The sequence below is a fragment of the Enterobacter sp. V87_3 genome (assembly GCF_029967835.1).
GTDB lineage: Bacteria > Pseudomonadota > Gammaproteobacteria > Enterobacterales > Enterobacteriaceae > Enterobacter > Enterobacter cancerogenus.
This window is the reverse complement of sequence record NZ_JASCAM010000034.1, coordinates 105,425-123,280: the sequence shown is the minus strand read 5'-3', so window position 1 is coordinate 123,280 and position 17,856 is coordinate 105,425. Positions and strand designations below refer to the sequence as shown.

The 17,856-nt window shown below is 55.0% G+C and carries 19 protein-coding genes; 12 read left to right on the top strand and 7 right to left on the bottom strand.

Going from position 1 to position 17,856, the window contains the following annotated elements; all coding sequences use genetic code 11:
• Positions 1 to 200: 200 nt before the first annotated feature.
• Positions 201 to 1,829 (bottom strand): ABC transporter substrate-binding protein, encoded by a 1,629-nt coding sequence (locus QLG21_RS21600; protein ID WP_282485200.1) that lies wholly within the window; start codon positions 1,827 to 1,829, stop codon positions 201 to 203.
• Between the two features lie 269 nt (positions 1,830 to 2,098).
• Here QLG21_RS21600 and yccA point away from each other — a divergent pair, with 269 nt between their 5' ends.
• Together yccA and tusE are read left to right on the top strand one after the other, a co-directional pair.
• Positions 2,099 to 2,758: an FtsH protease modulator YccA gene (gene yccA, locus QLG21_RS21595; RefSeq protein ID WP_042319476.1), complete on the top strand. Its 660-nt coding sequence runs from the start codon at positions 2,099 to 2,101 to the stop codon at positions 2,756 to 2,758.
• 87 nt (positions 2,759 to 2,845) lie between these two features.
• On the top strand, positions 2,846 to 3,175 hold the full coding sequence (gene tusE, locus QLG21_RS21590; protein ID WP_006174562.1) for a sulfurtransferase TusE: 330 nt from the start codon (positions 2,846 to 2,848) through the stop codon (positions 3,173 to 3,175).
• Here tusE and yccX read toward each other — a convergent pair.
• Positions 3,172 to 3,453, bottom strand: coding sequence for an acylphosphatase (yccX, locus tag QLG21_RS21585; RefSeq protein WP_282485199.1), 282 nt, complete (start codon positions 3,451 to 3,453; stop codon positions 3,172 to 3,174). The genes tusE and yccX overlap by 4 nt on opposite strands.
• A gap of 93 nt (positions 3,454 to 3,546) precedes the next feature.
• On the opposite strand from yccX, the gene rlmI reads away from it, so the two are divergent.
• Positions 3,547 to 4,737, top strand: coding sequence for a 23S rRNA (cytosine(1962)-C(5))-methyltransferase RlmI (rlmI, locus tag QLG21_RS21580; RefSeq protein WP_042319473.1), 1,191 nt, complete (start codon positions 3,547 to 3,549; stop codon positions 4,735 to 4,737).
• 60 nt (positions 4,738 to 4,797) lie between these two features.
• Positions 4,798 to 5,115 (top strand): heat shock protein HspQ, encoded by a 318-nt coding sequence (hspQ, locus tag QLG21_RS21575; protein ID WP_006174557.1) that lies wholly within the window; start codon positions 4,798 to 4,800, stop codon positions 5,113 to 5,115.
• Between the two features lie 37 nt (positions 5,116 to 5,152).
• Here the strand turns inward: hspQ and QLG21_RS21570 are convergent, their stop codons facing one another.
• Positions 5,153 to 5,566, bottom strand: a complete 414-nt coding sequence (locus QLG21_RS21570; protein ID WP_042319470.1) for a CoA-binding protein — start codon at positions 5,564 to 5,566, stop codon at positions 5,153 to 5,155.
• Positions 5,567 to 5,736: 170 nt separating this feature from the next.
• On the opposite strand from QLG21_RS21570, the gene QLG21_RS21565 reads away from it, so the two are divergent.
• Complete coding sequence (locus tag QLG21_RS21565; RefSeq protein WP_282485198.1) at positions 5,737 to 6,399, top strand: DUF2057 family protein; 663 nt, start codon at positions 5,737 to 5,739, stop codon at positions 6,397 to 6,399.
• An 80-nt stretch (positions 6,400 to 6,479) separates the two neighbouring features.
• Positions 6,480 to 6,938, top strand: coding sequence for a methylglyoxal synthase (mgsA, locus tag QLG21_RS21560; RefSeq protein ID WP_282485197.1), 459 nt, complete (start codon positions 6,480 to 6,482; stop codon positions 6,936 to 6,938).
• 84 nt (positions 6,939 to 7,022) lie between these two features.
• Here the strand turns inward: mgsA and helD are convergent, their stop codons facing one another.
• Positions 7,023 to 9,077, bottom strand: a complete 2,055-nt coding sequence (gene helD / locus QLG21_RS21555) for a DNA helicase IV (RefSeq protein ID WP_282485196.1) — start codon at positions 9,075 to 9,077, stop codon at positions 7,023 to 7,025.
• A gap of 121 nt (positions 9,078 to 9,198) precedes the next feature.
• Between helD and QLG21_RS21550 the strand changes: the two genes are divergently transcribed.
• The gene (locus tag QLG21_RS21550; RefSeq protein WP_006174548.1) at positions 9,199 to 9,645 is read left to right on the top strand and encodes a YccF domain-containing protein; all 447 of its coding nucleotides are present in this window, start codon (positions 9,199 to 9,201) and stop codon (positions 9,643 to 9,645) included.
• A 19-nt stretch (positions 9,646 to 9,664) separates the two neighbouring features.
• On the top strand, positions 9,665 to 11,827 hold the full coding sequence (gene yccS, locus QLG21_RS21545) for a YccS family putative transporter (protein WP_137271899.1): 2,163 nt from the start codon (positions 9,665 to 9,667) through the stop codon (positions 11,825 to 11,827).
• Here yccS and QLG21_RS21540 read toward each other — a convergent pair.
• Positions 11,784 to 12,410 (bottom strand): TfoX/Sxy family DNA transformation protein, encoded by a 627-nt coding sequence (locus tag QLG21_RS21540; protein ID WP_006174546.1) that lies wholly within the window; start codon positions 12,408 to 12,410, stop codon positions 11,784 to 11,786. The two genes, yccS and QLG21_RS21540, sit on opposite strands and share 44 nt — an antisense overlap.
• A 217-nt stretch (positions 12,411 to 12,627) precedes the next feature.
• Between QLG21_RS21540 and sulA the strand changes: the two genes are divergently transcribed.
• Together sulA and ompA are read left to right on the top strand one after the other, a co-directional pair.
• Complete coding sequence (gene sulA / locus QLG21_RS21535) at positions 12,628 to 13,137, top strand: SOS-induced cell division inhibitor SulA (protein WP_042319464.1); 510 nt, start codon at positions 12,628 to 12,630, stop codon at positions 13,135 to 13,137.
• A 355-nt stretch (positions 13,138 to 13,492) separates the two neighbouring features.
• Positions 13,493 to 14,545 (top strand): porin OmpA, encoded by a 1,053-nt coding sequence (gene ompA, locus QLG21_RS21530; RefSeq protein WP_127463528.1) that lies wholly within the window; start codon positions 13,493 to 13,495, stop codon positions 14,543 to 14,545.
• A gap of 64 nt (positions 14,546 to 14,609) precedes the next feature.
• Here the strand turns inward: ompA and matP are convergent, their stop codons facing one another.
• Positions 14,610 to 15,062 (bottom strand): macrodomain Ter protein MatP, encoded by a 453-nt coding sequence (matP, locus tag QLG21_RS21525; protein ID WP_006174540.1) that lies wholly within the window; start codon positions 15,060 to 15,062, stop codon positions 14,610 to 14,612.
• A gap of 186 nt (positions 15,063 to 15,248) precedes the next feature.
• On the opposite strand from matP, the gene QLG21_RS21520 reads away from it, so the two are divergent.
• Both QLG21_RS21520 and fabA read left to right on the top strand, forming a co-directional pair.
• Positions 15,249 to 17,009 (top strand): Lon protease family protein, encoded by a 1,761-nt coding sequence (locus tag QLG21_RS21520; protein WP_282485195.1) that lies wholly within the window; start codon positions 15,249 to 15,251, stop codon positions 17,007 to 17,009.
• Positions 17,010 to 17,077: 68 nt separating this feature from the next.
• A complete protein-coding gene (gene fabA, locus QLG21_RS21515; protein WP_006174537.1) occupies positions 17,078 to 17,596 on the top strand; it encodes a 3-hydroxyacyl-[acyl-carrier-protein] dehydratase FabA in 519 nt (172 codons plus the stop codon).
• Between the two features lie 73 nt (positions 17,597 to 17,669).
• Here the strand turns inward: fabA and rmf are convergent, their stop codons facing one another.
• Positions 17,670 to 17,837 (bottom strand): ribosome modulation factor, encoded by a 168-nt coding sequence (gene rmf, locus QLG21_RS21510; protein WP_010429337.1) that lies wholly within the window; start codon positions 17,835 to 17,837, stop codon positions 17,670 to 17,672.
• Between the last annotated feature and the right edge of the window lie 19 nt (positions 17,838 to 17,856).

Here is a 17,856-nt window from a genome sequence, read left to right as displayed (position 1 = left end):
CTTTCGGGTCGCCGGTTTTCAAGACCGGTGCCTTCAACCGCTCGGCCACGCTTCCTAAGTGAGGCGAACTATAAACACCTGCCCGCGCCCTGTAAAGCATCTGCTTTATCGTTCGCCTGAAAAATAGCCAAAATGCGTTTAATCGGTTGAATAGACGACAAATCGGCCATTTTCTCAGCACAAAATAGTCCCGCTACGGCTTAGTGCTTCTTAATGTACATATCTTTGGTGTAGTAGTACCCGAGCTTATCCGGCGTAAACCCGCCGACCCACGGCTTCACCAGGTGCGTACGAACGTAGTGATAAACCGGGATGGCTGGCACGTCGCGGCTCAGCAGATCTTCCGCTTTCTGATAAAACGTACCGCGCTCCTCCGCCGTTTTGGCCTTAGCGGCGCTTATCATCGCCTGGTCATACTCTGGATTACTGTACTGGGTGGTATTCTGGCTATCGCCGGTCCGGAAGTTGTTCAGGAAGGTGGAGGCGTCGTCGTAGTCTGCAATCCACGCGTAGCGCACCGCGTCAAAGTTGTGGGTGTGCATGGTATCCAGCATGGTTTTCCACTCCTGGTTTTGCAGCTTCGCCTCCACGCCGAGATTTTTCTTCCACATTGAGCTGGCGGCGATTGCAATGCGCTGATGCGATTCGGAGGTGTTATAGAGCAGATTAAAGCTGAGGGGATGATCTGCATTAAATCCGGCCTCTGCCAGCAGCTTTTTCGCCTCGGCAATGCGCTTGTCCATCGGCCAGCTGGCATAATCCGGGTTTTTTAACGTCACGCCGCCGATATCCGGCTGGCTAATAAGCCAGGCGGGACGCTGCCCCTGCCCCAACACCTTCTCCGCAATGATCTCTTTATCCAGCGCCAGGTTCAGCGCCTTGCGCACGCGGGCATCGTTGAACGGCGGACGAGCGGTGTTGAATTCGTAGTAGTAGGTTGCAAGCTGCGGCGAAACGTCCAGCTCGCTGCCCAGCGTTTTTTTCAGCAGCGCAAACTGGTTGATCGGGACCGTATAAACGATATCGATTTCGCCCGCCTTGTAGCGGTTGACGTCCGAAGCCTCGGAGGTAATGGGCAAATAGGTGACTTTATTGATGACGGTATGGGCGTTATCCCAGTAGTGTGGGTTGCGCTCAGCGATGATGCGTTCGTTCACCACCCACTGCGACAGTTTGTACGCCCCGCTGGTGACAATGTGCTCAGGTTTAGTCCACTTCTCGCCGTAGCGTCCCACCAGCACCTTATCAATCGGCACCAGCGACGGGTGCGCCAGCATCGCCAGGAAGGCCGCGTTTGGCTGGTTTAAGGTCACCTCGAGCGTGGCATCGTCAATCGCCTTTACGCCCAGCGTCTCGGGAGACTTTTTGCCTGCGGCAATGTCGGCAGCGTTAGCAATGTGCATGCTGCCGGGATAGCTGGCGTAAGGTGACACCGTTTTTGGGTCAACCAGACGCTGCCAGCTCCAGACGACATCCTGCGCGGTGATGGCCGTACCGTCGCTCCAGGTGATGCCCGGACGCAAATGGAACGTCCAGACGGTGTTGTCTTTATTGTTCCATTTTTCCGCCAGCCGCGGCTGGATCTCGCCCTTCGGAGAAACGCTTACCAGCCCATCGAATAAGTCGCTGATAATATTGAATTCGACGTCGCTTTCCACCTTATGTGGATCCAGCGACGCCGGTTCATTACCGTTGTTGCGGACCAACTCCTGCTTTTGCGCAAGCTCAGTCCCTGCCGGCACGCTGGCGGACCAGGAGGGTGCGCTCGCACCGAGAAGCGCGGCGGTGACCAAAGAGAGTGTAAAGATATTGCGTGTTTGTGGTTTCATTTCCTTCGCCTTATTGTCTGTATTCTGACGATCCCGCAATAACTCTTAGCGCCGCGGCTGTAATAACGCAATATTTTTCAGTAACCTATAAGAGCCCGATCTGGATAAAATCTTTAAAACGCCGTTCATTCTGCCAAATGCCATTTTTGTAGAATAAATAACCAGCCACGGCGCTAAGGCGCTGAGTAAAGATGGGTAAAACCATTTTGAGTCTGGCGTCCCGTTTCCTATTCTTGCCGTTAATTACATCTGTCATAAGAGAGTGACTCATGGATCGTATTGTAAGTTCTTCACGCGACCGCACATCGCTACTCAGCACGCATAAAGTGCTGCGCAACACCTATTTCATGCTCAGCCTGACGCTGGCGTTTTCCGCTATCACCGCCACGGCCAGCACCGTGCTGATGCTGCCGTCTCCGGGTCTGATCCTGACGCTGGTGGGGATGTACGGTCTGATGTTCCTGACCTACAAAACCGCTGACAAACCGGTGGGAATTTTGTCCGCGTTCGCCTTTACCGGCTTCCTGGGCTACATTCTGGGGCCGATTCTGAACGCCTATCTGTCGGCCGGTATGGGTGACGTGATCGGCATGGCGCTGGGCGGTACCGCCCTGGTGTTCTTCTGCTGCTCGGCCTACGTGCTGACCACCCGCAAAGACATGTCCTTCCTCGGCGGGATGCTGATGGCGGGTATCGTGGTGGTGCTGATTGGTATGGTGGCGAACATCTTCCTGCAGCTGCCTGCCCTGCACCTGGCTATCAGCGCGGTGTTCATCCTGATTTCATCGGGTGCCATCCTGTATGAAACCAGCAACATCATTCACGGCGGTGAGACCAACTACATCCGCGCTACCGTGAGCCTGTATGTGTCGTTGTACAATATCTTTGTCAGCCTGCTGAGTATCCTGGGCTTTGCAAGCCGCGATTAATCAACAGTGCTATGAACTCAGCCCCGCTTATGCGGGGCTTTGTTTTTTGGTACACTGCCGCGGTTTTTGACTGACGTGTGAAAGGCTATGTTGAACTTTGAAGGTAAAGAGATCGAAACCGATAACGACGGTTATCTCAAAGAGAGCGGTCAGTGGAGCGAAGCGCTGGCGGAAGTGATTGCCGAAAAAGAAGGCATTACCCTCTCCCCCGAGCACTGGGAAGTGGTGCGCTTCGTTCGCGAGTTTTATCTCGAATTTAACACCTCACCCGCAATCCGTATGCTGGTGAAGGCGATGGCGAACACATTTGGTGAAGAGAAAGGCAACAGCCGTTATCTGTACCGTCTGTTCCCGAAAGGCCCGGCCAAGCAGGCGACCAAAATTGCCGGCCTGCCAAAACCGGTGAAGTGTATTTAATAGCGAATACCGAAGTCAGCGTATTCCCGGTCGGGTTGATGCGGTTGCGTTAAAACTTTATCAACCCGAGCGCTGCGCGGCCCGCCCTCCTTCAGCCAGGCTATCAGGGTTTCCACCCGCTCCGCCTCGCCACAGGCTACAACCTCTACACTGCCGTCGTCCAGATTGCGCGCATAGCCCGTCAGCCCAAGCTGGAGTGCTTCGCGCTGGGTGCTGTAACGAAACCCGACGCCCTGAACCACGCCGTGAACCCACGCGATTGTGCAGACTTTTGACATCTTCCTTCTCCTTATCCGTCTGGCGCGTTGCATTTCCTCACTGAACTCGGGAAAATGGCGGCCATTTCATTGGAATCGACAGAATAGCAAATTATGAGTGTACGTTTAGTGTTAGCCAAAGGGCGCGAGAAGTCATTACTGCGCCGTCATCCCTGGGTCTTCTCCGGCGCGGTTGCCCGCATGGAAGGCAAAGCCAGCCTCGGTGAGACCATTGATATCGTTGACCATCAGGGGAAATGGTTAGCGCGCGGCGCATACTCGCCTGCGTCTCAGATCCGCGCTCGCGTGTGGACCTTCGATAAAGATGAAACCATCGACATCGATTTCTTTGTTCGTCGCCTGCAGCAGGCGCACCAGTGGCGCGAGTGGCTGGCACAGCGTGACGGGCTGGACAGCTATCGTCTGATTGCCGGCGAGTCCGATGGCCTGCCGGGTGTGACCATTGACCGCTTCGGCAACTTCCTGGTGCTGCAGCTGCTGAGCGCAGGTGCGGAATACCAACGTGCCGCGCTGATCAGCGCCTTACAGTCTCAGTTCCCGGAATGTGCCATTTACGACCGCAGCGACGTGGCGGTGCGTAAAAAAGAGGGCATGGAACTGACGCAAGGCCCGGTCACCGGCGAACTGCCACCTGCCCTGCTGCCTATTGAAGAGCACGGCATGAAGCTGCTGGTGGACATCCAGGGCGGGCATAAAACCGGTTATTACCTCGACCAGCGCGACAGCCGTCTGGCGACGCGCCAGTACGTTGCCAACAAACGCGTCCTGAACTGCTTCTCCTACACCGGCGGGTTTGCCGTTTCTGCGCTGATGGGCGGCTGTGCTCAGGTGGTGAGCGTGGATACGTCTCAGGAAGCGCTGGACGTGGCAAAGCAAAACGTCGAGCTGAACAAGCTGGACCTGAGCAAAGCCGAGTTCGTGCGTGACGACGTCTTTAAGCTACTGCGCAAATACCGCGATCAGGGCGAAAAATTCGACGTCATCGTGATGGACCCGCCGAAATTCGTGGAGAACAAAAGCCAGCTGATGGGCGCGTGCCGTGGGTATAAAGACATCAACATGCTGGCCATTCAGCTGCTGAATCCTGGCGGCGTGCTGTTGACCTTCTCCTGCTCCGGGCTGATGACCACCGATTTATTTCAGAAAATCATCGCGGATGCCGCAATAGATGCGGGTCGTGATGTACAATTTATAGAGCAGTTCCGTCAGGCAGCAGACCATCCTGTGATCGCTACCTACCCGGAAGGGCTGTATCTGAAAGGGTTTGCCTGTCGCGTCATGTAACTTGAAAAGAGAAATATTGCCCGCACATAGAGTGTAAGTAATGTTTCCCGGGAGGTGACTATGATTGCCAGCAAATTCGGTATCGGCCAGCAGGTCCGCCACACCTTGCTAGGATATTTGGGTGTGGTCGTGGATATCGACCCGGAGTATTCCCTTGATGAACCGTCGGCAGATGAGCTGGCGGTTAACGCAGAGCTTCGCGCCGCGCCCTGGTATCATGTGGTAATGGAGGATGATGACGGTCAGGCCGTTCACACCTATCTTGCCGAAGCGCAGCTGAGCGGCGAACAGCGGGATGAGCATCCGGAACAACCTACCATGGATGAGCTAGCGCAAACCATCCGCAAACAGTTACAGGCTCCAAGGCTGCGTAACTAACGCTGTAAAAAAGCCCGATAACCGGGCTTTTTTTATATTACTTTGTCAGCCCCAGTCGGGGAATTTCAATTGCCGGGCATCTGTCCATCACCACTGCCAGCCCCGCCTCGCGCGCCAGCACCGCAGCCTGTTCATTGATCACACCCAGCTGCATCCACAGCGTTTTTGCCCCGATGGCGATTGCCTCCTGCGCGACACCCCATGCCGCCTCAGAGTTGCGGAAGACATCAACCATATCCACTTTCTCCGGCACGTCGGCGAGCGACGCGTAACCCTGCTGGCCCAGCAAGGTTTTACCGGCGACCTTTGGCGAAACCGGAATAACGTGATAGCCCTGATCCAGCAGGTATTTCATCACCCGATAGCTGGGACGGTCGGGTTTATCGCTCGCCCCCACCAGCGCGATGGTGCGTGTCGATGTCAGGATCTCGGCAATATCGTTCTCTTTCATCTTCTTTCTCCAGGCTTTTTTTAAAGTGTACGCCATCGCGGACATCCCAACCATCCATCCCATACCGATGTATGAGGGCAAAACGGCGGAATATGTCTATATGTTAGTAAACGTGATTATCGAAAAATTTAGATACATTATTGCGACACGCGTTTTGACAGGAGCGCACTATGAAAACCGGCATTATCTCTGCTGTGATTGCGTTAGTGATGCCGGTTTGCGTTTTCGCAACCACGCTGCGGCTCTCTACGGATATCGATTTGCTGGTGCTGGACGGGAAAAAGGTGTCCAGTTCGCTCCTGCGGGGTGCTGACAGCATCGAGCTGGATAACGGGCCGCATCAGGTGGTATTCCGGGTCGAAAAAACGATTCGCCTTTCTAATCACGAACAGCGTATGTACATCTCCCCGCCGCTGATTATCAGCTTTAACACCCAGCGCGTGAGCCAGGTTAACTTTCATCTGCCGCGCCTGGAAACCGAAAAAGAGTCTGTCGTATTTGATTCCGCGCCGCGCATAGAACTGCTGGATGGGGATGCCATGCCCATCCCGGTGAAGCTGGACATTCTGGCGATAACCGCAACCGCGAAGGGAGCCAACTACGAGGCGGATACCGAGATCTACAATAAAGCCGGTAAACCCGCGTCGCTGCCCCAGTTTGCAACGATGATGGCGGACGACAGCACCTTGCTGTCCGGCGTCTCTGAGCTGGATGTCATTCCGCCTCAGTCCCAGACGCTCACCGAGCAGCGCCTGAAGTTCTGGTTCCAGCAGGCCGACCCGGACACGCGGGCGCGTTTTCTGCAATGGGTGAAGCAACAACCTTCGTCATAAGCCACATTTTTTTGCCCTTTCTCTTGCAGCATCAGGCGGTTCCCGTCATCGTGTAGTCAGATAACCTCACGGATAAGATTATGGAACTGACAACACGCACGCTGCCTTCACGTAAACACATTGCACTGGTGGCACACGATCACTGCAAAGACATGCTGCTTAAGTGGGTGCGCCGCCATCAGCCACTGCTGGCCAGTCACGCCCTTTCCGCCACGGGAACGACCGGGAACCTGATCCACCGGGCAACGGGGTTAGAGGTCAACGCCATGATGAGCGGCCCGATGGGGGGCGATCAGCAGGTGGGCGCGCAGATCGCCGAGGGGAAAATTGACGTGCTGATTTTCTTCTGGGACCCGCTCAACGCGGTCCCTCACGACCCGGATGTGAAAGCGCTGCTGCGCCTGGCAACGGTGTGGAACATCCCGGTGGCGACCAACGTGTCGACGGCGGATTTCATTATTGAGTCACCGCAGTTCAGCGCGCCGGTTGAGATCCTGATCCCGGATTACCCGCGCTATCTGGCTGAAAGACTGAAGTAGCCTGTTTGCCCGGCGGCGCTACGCTTGCGCGGGCCTGCGGATTTTGCCGGCCGGGTCAGGCGAAGCCGCCACCCGGCAACTTTGCTACGGCTTCCTCGCCACCGGGACGTCGATCTCCTTCAAAATCTCCACAAAGCCTGAAGGCTCCTCTTTATTAAACAGCAGCCACACCCGATGACGCGCGCGGGTTAACGCCACGTACAGCAGGCGTCGCTCCTCGGCATCCGGGAAATCTTCCGGCACCGGCAGCAGGGCCTGCTCGATCACCGACTCGCGCGCCGGCGCCGGGAACCCATCGCTCCCCTCTTTCAGCCCAACCACAATCACATAGTCAGCCTGCTGGCCTTTGCTGGCATGAATGGTCATAAATTCGAGCTGAAGCTTCGGCCAGCGGGTAGCCGCCTTTTCCAGCGCCGCCGGTTTAAGATGGTGATAGCGCGCCAGCACCAGAATGCGCTCTTCGGGTTTGGCGTAGCCGCTGAGTTTATCCAGTAGCGGCTCCAGTTGTTCGTCCGCCAGCAGGGTGACCGCTTTTTTATCGCCGGTCGTCAGGCTATTGAGCGGTTTCGCCAGCTGATGCGGGTTTTGCTGAATAAAGCGGTTGGCAATTTCACCAATGCGCGAGTTAAAACGGTAGGTGGTATCCAGATCGCTGCGATCGCCCTCGCCAAAATAGTGGTGGAAGGCGGTGGTGAGCGCGAGTTGTGCCCCACTAAATCGGTAGATTGCCTGCCAGTCATCGCCGACGGCAAACAGGGAGGTATGTTTGTTTTGCGCCCGTAGCGCTGAAAGCAGTGCGGCGCGCTGCGGGGAGATATCCTGGAACTCATCTACGAGGATATGCTTCCACGGGCTGACAAAGCGCCCTTTTTCCAGAATGATGATCGCCTGATGGATAAGCCCGGAGAAATCGACGGCATTTTCTTCCTTCAGCGCGGTTTTCCATGCTTTCAGCATCGGCGCCATCAGCTTGATTCGCTTCGAAAATACGGCGCGGATCGCCTCCGGTGCGTTTTCAATCATCTCAGCCTGAGAGCCACCGTGCATGCGCATCAGGCTCACCCAGCGATCGAGACGCGAGCCAAGACGGCGTGCCAGTTTGTCATCCTGCCAGAAATTGCCTTCCGGCACCTCCCAGTTCAGCTCGTCTTCCAGCCACTGACGCCACCCTTTTGCCTGAGCTTTTTTCTCGCTGCACTGCTGCTGCCACGTCTTCACAAACAGTGCCTGACGGGCCTGAGCGTCATTTTCCAGCTTGCTGACGACAGGCACTTTTTTACTGCCCTGCTGAATAATATGCAGCGCCAGCGAATGGAAGGTTCGCGCCGCGATATCCTGAGTATGCAAACGCGACTGAATGCGCTCATCCATCTCCTGCGCGGCCTTGCGGCCAAATGCCAGAAGTAAAATTTGGTCCGCTACCGCCTCGCCAGTTGTCAGCAGCCAGCCTGCCCGCGCCACCAGCACGGAAGTTTTACCGCTCCCGGCCCCCGCCAGTACCAGCAGCGACGATTCCCCGTTCACCACGGCGCGCGCCTGGGCAGGGTTAAGCGGCGATGATTCCACGGTGCTGAAGAAATCGGCATATTGCGTGAGCATGGCATCGGTCCAGGCCTGATTATGCGCCAGACGACGCTTATCGATATCATTCAGCCAGGCCTGACAGGTGCGCCATGCTTCACGGCAATTTTCAAACTCATCAAGGCGCGATGCGGGAAGCGGCAGCGCGGTTAGGGCGTGCTTTATCTTTTGCTGCAACCCGGCGGTTTGCTGGCGCGTTAGCCATTTTTGCTGCTCGTTGCTGTGGGCGATGTTATCCAGCACCTGCTGCAACACCTGGGCGGCAATGACGCTCATGTCCTCGCTCCACTGCTGCCAGAGCGTACTGAGATGGTGATGGAAGCGCTGCGTTTGCGTCCACTCCGTCCCGTGGAGGCGCACAACTTTATCGTCCGGCAGCACAAACTCCAGCTCCCCCCATACCAGCCCGCGCTTGCAATGGATTGCCAGAAGTTGGTTAAACGGAATGAGGTATTCATGGCGCTCCCCGGAGACCTTCACTCCCGCATTGAGGAGGACAACCTTGTCATAAGGGTGCTGCGCCAGGCGTTTGCCCATTGAAGTTGCTTTCAGTTCCATATCCAGCCGGATCCACGAGTGATATTTTGTCTGACAGTTTAACTGCCAGTTTTAAGGTGCTCCAGCCCAAAAAACGTTACAATCACTTCGCGTTAATCATATCGAAAGGAAATGCGGGTTTATGCGTACCGTTCTGAATGTTTTGAATTTTGTCCTTGGCGGTTTTGCCACCACCCTTTCATGGCTTTTTGCCACGCTGGTGAGCATCGTGCTCATCTTCACCCTGCCGCTGACGCGCTCATGCTGGGAAATCACCCGGCTTTCATTCATTCCTTTCGGGAATGAGGCGGTTCACGTTGACGAACTGAACCCCGACGGTAAAAACGCCCTGATGAACACCGGCGGCACCCTGCTGAATATTCTGTGGTTGATCTTCTTCGGCTGGTGGCTCTGCGTAATGCATATTATTGCCGGTATCGCCCAGTGCATCACGATCATCGGCATCCCGGTTGGGATTGCGAATTTCAAAATTGCCGCCATTGCCCTGTGGCCGGTTGGGCGTCGTGTCGTCCCGGTAGAAGTGGCGCGCGCCGCGCGTGAAGCCAATGCCCGTCGTCGTTTCCAGTAAATAAGGACAGGCCGAGCTCATGCTAAGCCCACTGATTCGCCGTTATACCTGGAACAGTACCTGGCTTTACAACGCCAGGATTTTTATCGCCCTGTGTGGCACGGTCGCCCTGCCGTGGTGGCTCGATGACGTAAAGCTTACCATTCCACTCACCCTCGGCGTGGTCGCCGGGGCGCTGGCCGACCTGGACGACCGGCTGACAGGACGTCTGCGCAATTTAGTCATCACCCTGATCTGTTTTTTCATTGCTTCAGCCTCGGTTGAGCTGCTGTTTCCCTGGCCGTGGCTGTTTGCCCTGGGGCTGACGCTCTCGACCAGCGGGTTTATCCTGCTGGGCGGGCTGGGACAACGCTATGCCACTATCGCCTTCGGCGCTCTGCTGATTGCGATCTACACCATGCTGGGCGTCTCTCTTTACGATCAGTGGTATCAGCAGCCCGTTCTGCTGTTACTTGGCGCAATCTGGTACAACCTGCTGACGTTAACCGGGCATCTGATTTTTCCCGTGCGGGCGTTGCAGGACAACCTGGCGCGGAGCTATGAACAGCTTGCCCAGTATCTCGAACTGAAATCCCGGCTTTTTGACCCGGATATCGACGAAGAGAGCCAGGCACCGCTTTACGATCTGGCGTTGGCGAATGGCCAACTGGTGGCGACGTTAAACCAGACTAAAGCCTCGCTGCTCACCCGTCTGCGCGGCGATCGCGGACAGCGCGGCACCCGCCGAACGTTGCACTATTACTTTGTCGCGCAGGATATCCACGAGCGCGCCAGCTCCTCGCACGTGCAGTATGCGGCTCTGCGCGAGAAGTTCCGCTACAGTGACGTGATGTTCCGTTTCCAGCGGCTGCTGTCGATGCAGTCCCAGGCCTGCCAGCAGCTGGCGCGCTCCATACTGCTGCGTACGCCCTACCAGCATGACCCGCGTTTTGAACATGCCTTTAGCCATCTTGATGCGGCGCTCGATCGCGTGCAGGCCAGTGGAACATCGCCGGAGCAGATCAAGGCGCTCGGTTTTCTGCTCAATAACCTGCGGGCGATTGATGCGCAGCTGGCGACCATTGAATCCGAGCAGGCGATGGCCCTGCCGGGTAACGATGCCGAAAACCAGCTGGCGGACGATAGTCTGCACGGATTTAGCGACATGTGGCTGCGCCTGAGCCGCAACTTCACGCCGGAATCCGCGCTGTTTCGCCACGCGGTGAGGATGTCGCTGGTGCTGTGTGTGGGTTATGCCTTCATTCAGATAACCGGGCTGCAACACGGTTACTGGATCCTGCTAACCAGCCTGTTTGTCTGCCAGCCTAACTATAACGCCACGCGACACCGCCTTGCGCTGCGTGTTATCGGTACGCTGGTGGGCGTTGCTATCGGGCTACCGGTGCTCTATTTCGTTCCGTCCGTTGAAGGGCAACTCATTCTTATCGTCATAACGGGGGTGTTGTTCTTTGCGTTTCGAAACGTCCAGTACGCACACGCCACCATGTTCATTACCCTGCTGGTGCTGCTCTGCTTCAACCTGCTGGGTGAAGGCTTCGAGGTAGCCCTGCCGCGCGTAATAGATACTTTAATCGGCTGCGCTATCGCCTGGGCGGCGGTGAGTTTTATCTGGCCCGACTGGCGTTTTCGCAATCTGCCGCGCGTGATAGACAGGGCGATGAACGCAAACTGTCGTTACCTTGACGCCATTCTTGAGCAATATCACCAGGGGCGTGATAACCGTCTGGCCTACCGTATAGCCCGCCGGGATGCGCACAACAGCGATGCCGAACTGGCTTCCGTGGTCTCGAATATGTCTACGGAACCCCGGGCCACACCGGACATCCGGGAAACCGCCTTTCGCCTGCTGTGCCTGAACCATACGTTTACCAGCTATATTTCCACGCTGGGTGCCCACCGCGAGAAGCTGAAAAACACCGCCATCCTGAACCTGCTGGATGATGCTGTGTGCTACGTCGACGATGCCCTTCACCATCAGCCAGCCGACGAGCCGAAAGTTCAGCAGGCGCTGGATGAACTGTCCCAGCGAATTGCGCATCTCGATCCGGGAACCGACAACAAAGCTCCGCTGGTTTTGCAGCAGATAGGCCTGCTTATTGCTTTGCTGCCGGAAATTTGCCGACTGCAACAGCAGATTGCTACCTGGCGGAACGACTCTCCTGCACCTCAGGCAGTGTATTAAACCACTCCGTAAGCTCCCGGCGAATGTTCGCCGGGAGTGCCGCCTCATGCATCCCCTCAATGGCCCCTTCAAGGGCAAAAAGCACTTTGATACTCAGCGCTCGGTTTTTCGACCTGATTTTTAGCCAGCTGGTCTTTGCGCCGAGCTCCCGCAACGTCTCTTCATTCGTAATGCCGGCTTCGTAGAGCAACACTTCAATCTGGAAAGTCAGGTTAGGCAGATCCTTGAGCCGGTTTCGTTGATAGCGCAGGCTACGCTCTTTTCGTGCCGCATCCAGAGCATAAGAGGAGAGCTGAAGCAGTTTTTGCCGATCCTGCCAAAGCCCTTCATCCACGCGATAGTAATTCAGCAGGACGGGGCGGCCTCGCTTAACAAGCGTTAAGAAGGAAGAAGGATGCTTGACGCAATAGGTCGCGCTCTCCTCGCAGGCACGCAGGTAAAGTTCACCGTCTGACACCATGGCAAACACCGCATCGTCTACCGCCAGGGTGTAGCCGCCGAACAGCGCCCGATGGTGAATTTCACCCAGAGGGGAGAGATATTCCTGCGATTTATAAATCCGTTCATATGATATCTTTTTCATGATATTTCCATTAAAAATCAACTATTAACGACAAAATTTATCACTAACGGATCCGTTAGCAGGAACATAGGCAACTTATGGCTCATGAGCAAGATCATTTTTTCGGACACGCCAGGAAAGGACCAAATTTGCGAGTTGCTTTCCGAAAATGAGGTTGATCTTTATGCACACAGGGGTTACTGTATATCCATACAGTAACTACAGGGCTGGAATGAATATGTACACTTCAGGCTATGCAAATCGCTCAACATCTCTCTCAACTTCTGCTGGCGATGTCGCGCAAAATTCCACCGGTCGCGTGTCGACAGGTCTTATCAGTGAAGTGGTTTATCGTGAAGACCAGCCCATGTTAACGCAGCTGTTGCTGTTGCCGCTGTTACAACAGCTCGGACAACAATCGCGCTGGCAGCTTTGGCTGACGCCACAGCAAAAATTGAGCCGGGAATGGGTTCAGTCTGCGGGCCTGCCGCTGACCAAGGTGATGCAGATCAACCAACTCTCCCCGTGTGATACGGTTGAGTCGATGATCCGCGCGTTACGCACCGGAAATTACAGCGTGGTGATCGGGTGGCTGTCGGAAGAACTGACGGAAGAAGAGCATCATCGTTTGACCGAAGCAGCAGAAGATGGTCATGCAATCGGGTTTATTATGCGTCCCGTGCGTGCCGATTCTTATCGCAGAGGACAACATTCAGGGCTAAAAATTCACTCGAATTTGTATCACTGAGTAAATTTAAGAGTTTTCCTGGAATTTTTTTCGACACTCAGTTGTGTAAATAGTTCAAAAAGCAAAACCTGCGGCAAGGCTTGTCTGGAGCGGTTCTCGTTAATTTTACTGTACAAAATTCGTTCGTAAAATGTTAAATATTCGCTATACGGAACTTTTTTTTTCATATGCCTGACAGAGTTCACACTTGTAAGTTTTCATCTACGTTGTAGACTTTACATCGCCAGGGGTGCTCGGCCTAAGCCGAAGATATCGGTAGACTTATATTTGACCACGCCCCCCGGTGAAGGATTTAACCGTGATTTCTCCGTGGAGATCTTCATGGCAAATTTTGGATGATAACGAGGCGCAAAAAATGAAAAAGACAGCTATCGCGATTGCAGTGGCACTGGCTGGCTTCGCTACCGTAGCGCAGGCCGCTCCGAAAGATAATACCTGGTATGCAGGTGGTAAACTGGGCTGGTCTCAGTTCCATGACACCGGCTGGTACAACAGCAGCCTGAACAACGATGGCCCAACTCACGAGAGCCAGCTGGGTGCAGGCGCGTTCGGTGGCTATCAGGTTAACCCGTATGTTGGTTTTGAAATGGGTTACGACTGGTTAGGTCGTATGCCATACAAAGGCGACAACGTAAATGGCGCTTTCAAAGCTCAAGGCGTTCAGCTGACCGCTAAACTGGGTTACCCAGTAACTGACGATCTGGACGTGTACACCCGTCTGGGCGGCATGGTATGGCGTGCAGACTCCAGCAACAGCATCGCTGGCGACGACCATGACACTGGCGTTTCCCCAGTATTCGCTGGTGGCGTTGAGTGGGCTATGACCCGTGACATCGCTACCCGTCTGGAATACCAGTGGGTTAACAACATCGGCGACGGTGCTACCGTTGGCGTTCGTCCAGACAACGGCATGCTGAGCGTTGGTGTTTCTTACCGTTTCGGTCAGCAGGAAGATGCGCCAGTCGTAGCTCCAGCACCGGCTCCAGCGCCAGAAGTACAGACCAAGCACTTCACTCTGAAGTCTGACGTTCTGTTCAACTTCAACAAAGCTACCCTGAAACCAGAAGGTCAGCAGGCACTGGATCAGCTGTACACCCAGCTGAGCAACCTGGATCCTAAAGACGGTTCTGTAGTGGTTCTGGGCTTCACCGACCGTATCGGTTCTGATGCCTACAACCAGGGTCTGTCCGAGAAACGTGCACAGTCTGTAGTTGATTACCTGGTATCTAAAGGTATCCCAGCTAACAAGATCTCCCCACGTGGTATGGGCGAATCTAACCCAGTTACTGGCAACACCTGTGACAACGTGAAACCTCGCGCTGCACTGATTGACTGCCTGGCTCCAGATCGTCGCGTAGAGATCGAAGTTAAAGGCATCAAAGACGTTGTAACTCAGCCAGCGGCATAAGTTAGCGTCTTATAAAAAAACCCCGCATTGCGGGGTTTTTTATTGCCTGAAGAAAGCCAAAAAACTATTTTTTGCCCAGCAGCGCCTGCAAATCGTTTTTCAACGTCGACATCTGACTGGCATACTTTTCTTTATGTTCCGCATCTTCAATCAGCTGAACCACCGTTTCCGACAGGGTTTTCCCGCGCCGCTGCGCAAGCCCCGCCAGCCGTTGCCAGACCATAAACTCCAGATCGATTGATTTTTTACGGGTGTGCTGATGCTCGGCATTAAAATGCCGCTTGCGACGCGCCCGAATCGTCTGTTTCATCCGGTTCAACAGTGCCGGGTTGATATGCTTTTCAATCCAGCCGTTAACCAATACCGGTTCGTTTTCGAGGGTCAGCAAAATATCTACGGCGTCTTGCGCCGCGCTGGCTTCGAGGTAGCAGGTGATCAACTCGCCCTCACGGTGCTTTTTGACCAGGTACTTCCATTTCCAGCCGCTTTCGAGGTTTTCCAGTTGTTGATATTTCATTGCGATCTCAGTGTTACCACGTAACTCTGTTCAGAATATCAGTTTTTTAGCAATCTGCTGAAAAGAAATCATAACCTGTGCAGCATTGCAGGAGAATCGCCTGCCGAAATCCCCATTCCCGCTTGGGAAGAGGCCTCCGCTTACGGTATACTCCACGGTTTTACATCTGACTAAAAAACATCAACTTTGACCATTACGAAACTTGCATGGCGTGACCTGGTTCCCGATACCGAGAGCTATCAGGAGCTGTTTGCACAGCCAGACCTCACAAAAGAAAACGAATTCATACTTAGCGATACACAACCGCGTTTGCATTATGCGCTGGAGCAGGTGTTAAGCCCGTGGGCGACATCTCCTTTCATGCTGCTCAAAGCCCCGGAAGAAGCCGAGTATTTGACGCTTCTGGGTGATGCCATGCGCCAGTTGCGGTCAGAAACGAACAACGTCTTTGGCGGCCACTATTGTATTGCAGGGCAACATATCACCTTCACTCCCGCTGACGAGGCGGATGGGCTTTTTGCATCGAAAGGGGATGTCATTACCGCCAACTGGGCAGAAGCAGAACAGCTCTTTGGCTGCCTCCGCCAGTTTAACGGCGAACTGACGCTTCAGCCGGGGCTGGTGCACCGCGCAAATGGCGGCGTGTTGATTATCTCGCTGCGCACCCTCCTCTCTCAGCCGCTGCTGTGGATGCGCCTGAAAACGATCGTGACCCAGCAGCGTTTCGACTGGGTGAGTTACGATGAATCACGCCCTCTTCCCGTCGCAGTACCGTCGATGCCGCTGTCCCTTACGGTGGTGCTGACCGGCGATCGTGAATCTCTGGCTGATTTCCAGGAAATGGAGCCAGAACTGGCCGAGCAGGCTATTTACAGCGAATTCGAAGATACGCTCCAGATAACCGATGCGGATGATATGGCGCAATGGTGCCAGTGGGTGATGGGCCTGGCGCAGCGTGCTTCGCTGCCAACGCCTGCTCCGGATGCCTGGCCCGGTCTCATCCGGGAAGCCGTACGCTACACCGGCGATCAGGAAACCCTGCCGCTCTCTCTGCTGTGGATCGCCAGACAGCTGCGCGAAGTGGGCGTGATAAGCGGTGACGCGGCCTTCAGCGGCGAGCAACTTTCCCAGATGCTTGCGCAGCGTGAATGGCGCGAAGGGTATCTGGCCGAGCGCATGCAGGATGAGATCCTGCTGGAACAGATCATTGTCGAAACCGAAGGCGAACGCATTGGGCAGATTAACGCCCTCTCCGTGATTGAGTTCCCGGGGCACCCGCGCGCGTTTGGCGAACCTTCCCGTATCAGCTGCGTTGTTCACATTGGTGACGGTGAGTTTATCGACATTGAGCGTAAAGCAGAGCTGGGCGGGAATATTCACGCCAAGGGCATGATGATCATGCAGGCGTTCCTGATGTCGGAACTGCAGCTTGAGCAGCAGATCCCCTTCTCGGCCTCACTGACCTTTGAGCAATCCTACAGTGAAGTGGACGGTGACAGCGCCTCAATGGCGGAGCTGTGTACGTTAATCAGCGCCCTGGCAGAAGTGCCCATTAATCAGAATATTGCGATTACGGGTTCAGTCGATCAGTTTGGTCGCGCTCAGCCGGTTGGCGGCCTGAACGAGAAAATCGAAGGCTTCTTCTCCATCTGCCAGCAGCGTGGCCTGAACGGCAAACAGGGTGTGATCATTCCTGCGCCGAACGCTCGCCATCTGAGCCTTAGCCAGGCATTGCTCGAGGCCGTAGAACAGGAGCAATTCGCCATCTGGGCCATCGAAGGCATCGAGGATGCGCTACCCTTACTGACAAACCTGAACTGGGATGGTGAAGGCCAGACAACCCTCATGCAGACTATTCAGGAACGCATCGCTCAGGCGACACAACAGGATGCACGCCATCGTTATCCATGGCCGTTACGCTGGTTAAGCTGGTTTAGTCCGAACTGATCGGACTTGTTCAGCGTACACGTGTTAGCTATCCTGCGTGCTTCACTAAAATAAGGCTTACTGAGAACATGGTAGATAAACGCGAATCCTATACAAAAGAAGACCTTCTTGCCTCTGGTCGTGGTGAACTGTTTGGCGCTAACGGCCCGCAGTTACCGGCCCCAAGCATGCTGATGATGGATCGTGTCGTGAAAATGACCGAAACCGGCGGCAACTTTGATAAAGGTTATGTTGAAGCGGAACTCGATATCAACCCGGACCTGTGGTTCTTCGGTTGCCACTTTATTGGCGATCCGGTAATGCCTGGCTGCCTGGGCCTGGACGCTATGTGGCAGCTGGTTGGCTTCTACCTGGGTTGGCTGGGTGGCGAAGGTAAAGGCCGCGCGCTGGGCGTGGGCGAAGTGAAATTCACCGGCCAGGTTCTGCCTACTGCGAAGAAGGTGACTTACCGTATTCACTTCAAACGTATTGTTAACCGTCGCCTGATCATGGGCCTGGCGGATGGCGAAGTGCTGGTAGACGGTCGTCTGATCTACTCCGCGAGCGATCTGAAAGTGGGTCTGTTCCAGGACACCTCCGCGTTCTGATTAACGCGTTGTAGCACTCCCCAGAAAGGCGAAACCTCCGCAGTGCGGAGGTTTCTTTTTTAAAGAGACGCTATCAAGCAAGTACTGCCCTGTCTCCGATGGCTTCTCGCCAGCCCCCTAACCATTGCGACCTCTGATTCAAGGTTTGATAGGGACACATTTCTTTTGAACGTCCGGCGATGCCAGCCTGATAACCACGTTGATGAGCCCTTTCCAGGCGATCTCGTTTCTGTCTCTTCATGCCTCGTTTCCCTCATTCT

Coding starts and splice junctions, on each gene's coding strand:
- QLG21_RS21600 (WP_282485200.1), bottom strand. CDS start 1,829: ATGAAACCACAAACACGCAATATCTTTACACTCTCTTTGGTCACCGCC.
- yccA (WP_042319476.1), top strand. CDS start 2,099: ATGGATCGTATTGTAAGTTCTTCACGCGACCGCACATCGCTACTCAGC.
- tusE (WP_006174562.1), top strand. CDS start 2,846: ATGTTGAACTTTGAAGGTAAAGAGATCGAAACCGATAACGACGGTTAT.
- yccX (WP_282485199.1), bottom strand. CDS start 3,453: ATGTCAAAAGTCTGCACAATCGCGTGGGTTCACGGCGTGGTTCAGGGC.
- rlmI (WP_042319473.1), top strand. CDS start 3,547: ATGAGTGTACGTTTAGTGTTAGCCAAAGGGCGCGAGAAGTCATTACTG.
- hspQ (WP_006174557.1), top strand. CDS start 4,798: ATGATTGCCAGCAAATTCGGTATCGGCCAGCAGGTCCGCCACACCTTG.
- QLG21_RS21570 (WP_042319470.1), bottom strand. CDS start 5,566: ATGAAAGAGAACGATATTGCCGAGATCCTGACATCGACACGCACCATC.
- QLG21_RS21565 (WP_282485198.1), top strand. CDS start 5,737: ATGAAAACCGGCATTATCTCTGCTGTGATTGCGTTAGTGATGCCGGTT.
- mgsA (WP_282485197.1), top strand. CDS start 6,480: ATGGAACTGACAACACGCACGCTGCCTTCACGTAAACACATTGCACTG.
- helD (WP_282485196.1), bottom strand. CDS start 9,077: ATGGAACTGAAAGCAACTTCAATGGGCAAACGCCTGGCGCAGCACCCT.
- QLG21_RS21550 (WP_006174548.1), top strand. CDS start 9,199: ATGCGTACCGTTCTGAATGTTTTGAATTTTGTCCTTGGCGGTTTTGCC.
- yccS (WP_137271899.1), top strand. CDS start 9,665: ATGCTAAGCCCACTGATTCGCCGTTATACCTGGAACAGTACCTGGCTT.
- QLG21_RS21540 (WP_006174546.1), bottom strand. CDS start 12,410: ATGAAAAAGATATCATATGAACGGATTTATAAATCGCAGGAATATCTC.
- sulA (WP_042319464.1), top strand. CDS start 12,628: ATGTACACTTCAGGCTATGCAAATCGCTCAACATCTCTCTCAACTTCT.
- ompA (WP_127463528.1), top strand. CDS start 13,493: ATGAAAAAGACAGCTATCGCGATTGCAGTGGCACTGGCTGGCTTCGCT.
- matP (WP_006174540.1), bottom strand. CDS start 15,062: ATGAAATATCAACAACTGGAAAACCTCGAAAGCGGCTGGAAATGGAAG.
- fabA (WP_006174537.1), top strand. CDS start 17,078: ATGGTAGATAAACGCGAATCCTATACAAAAGAAGACCTTCTTGCCTCT.
- rmf (WP_010429337.1), bottom strand. CDS start 17,837: ATGAAGAGACAGAAACGAGATCGCCTGGAAAGGGCTCATCAACGTGGT.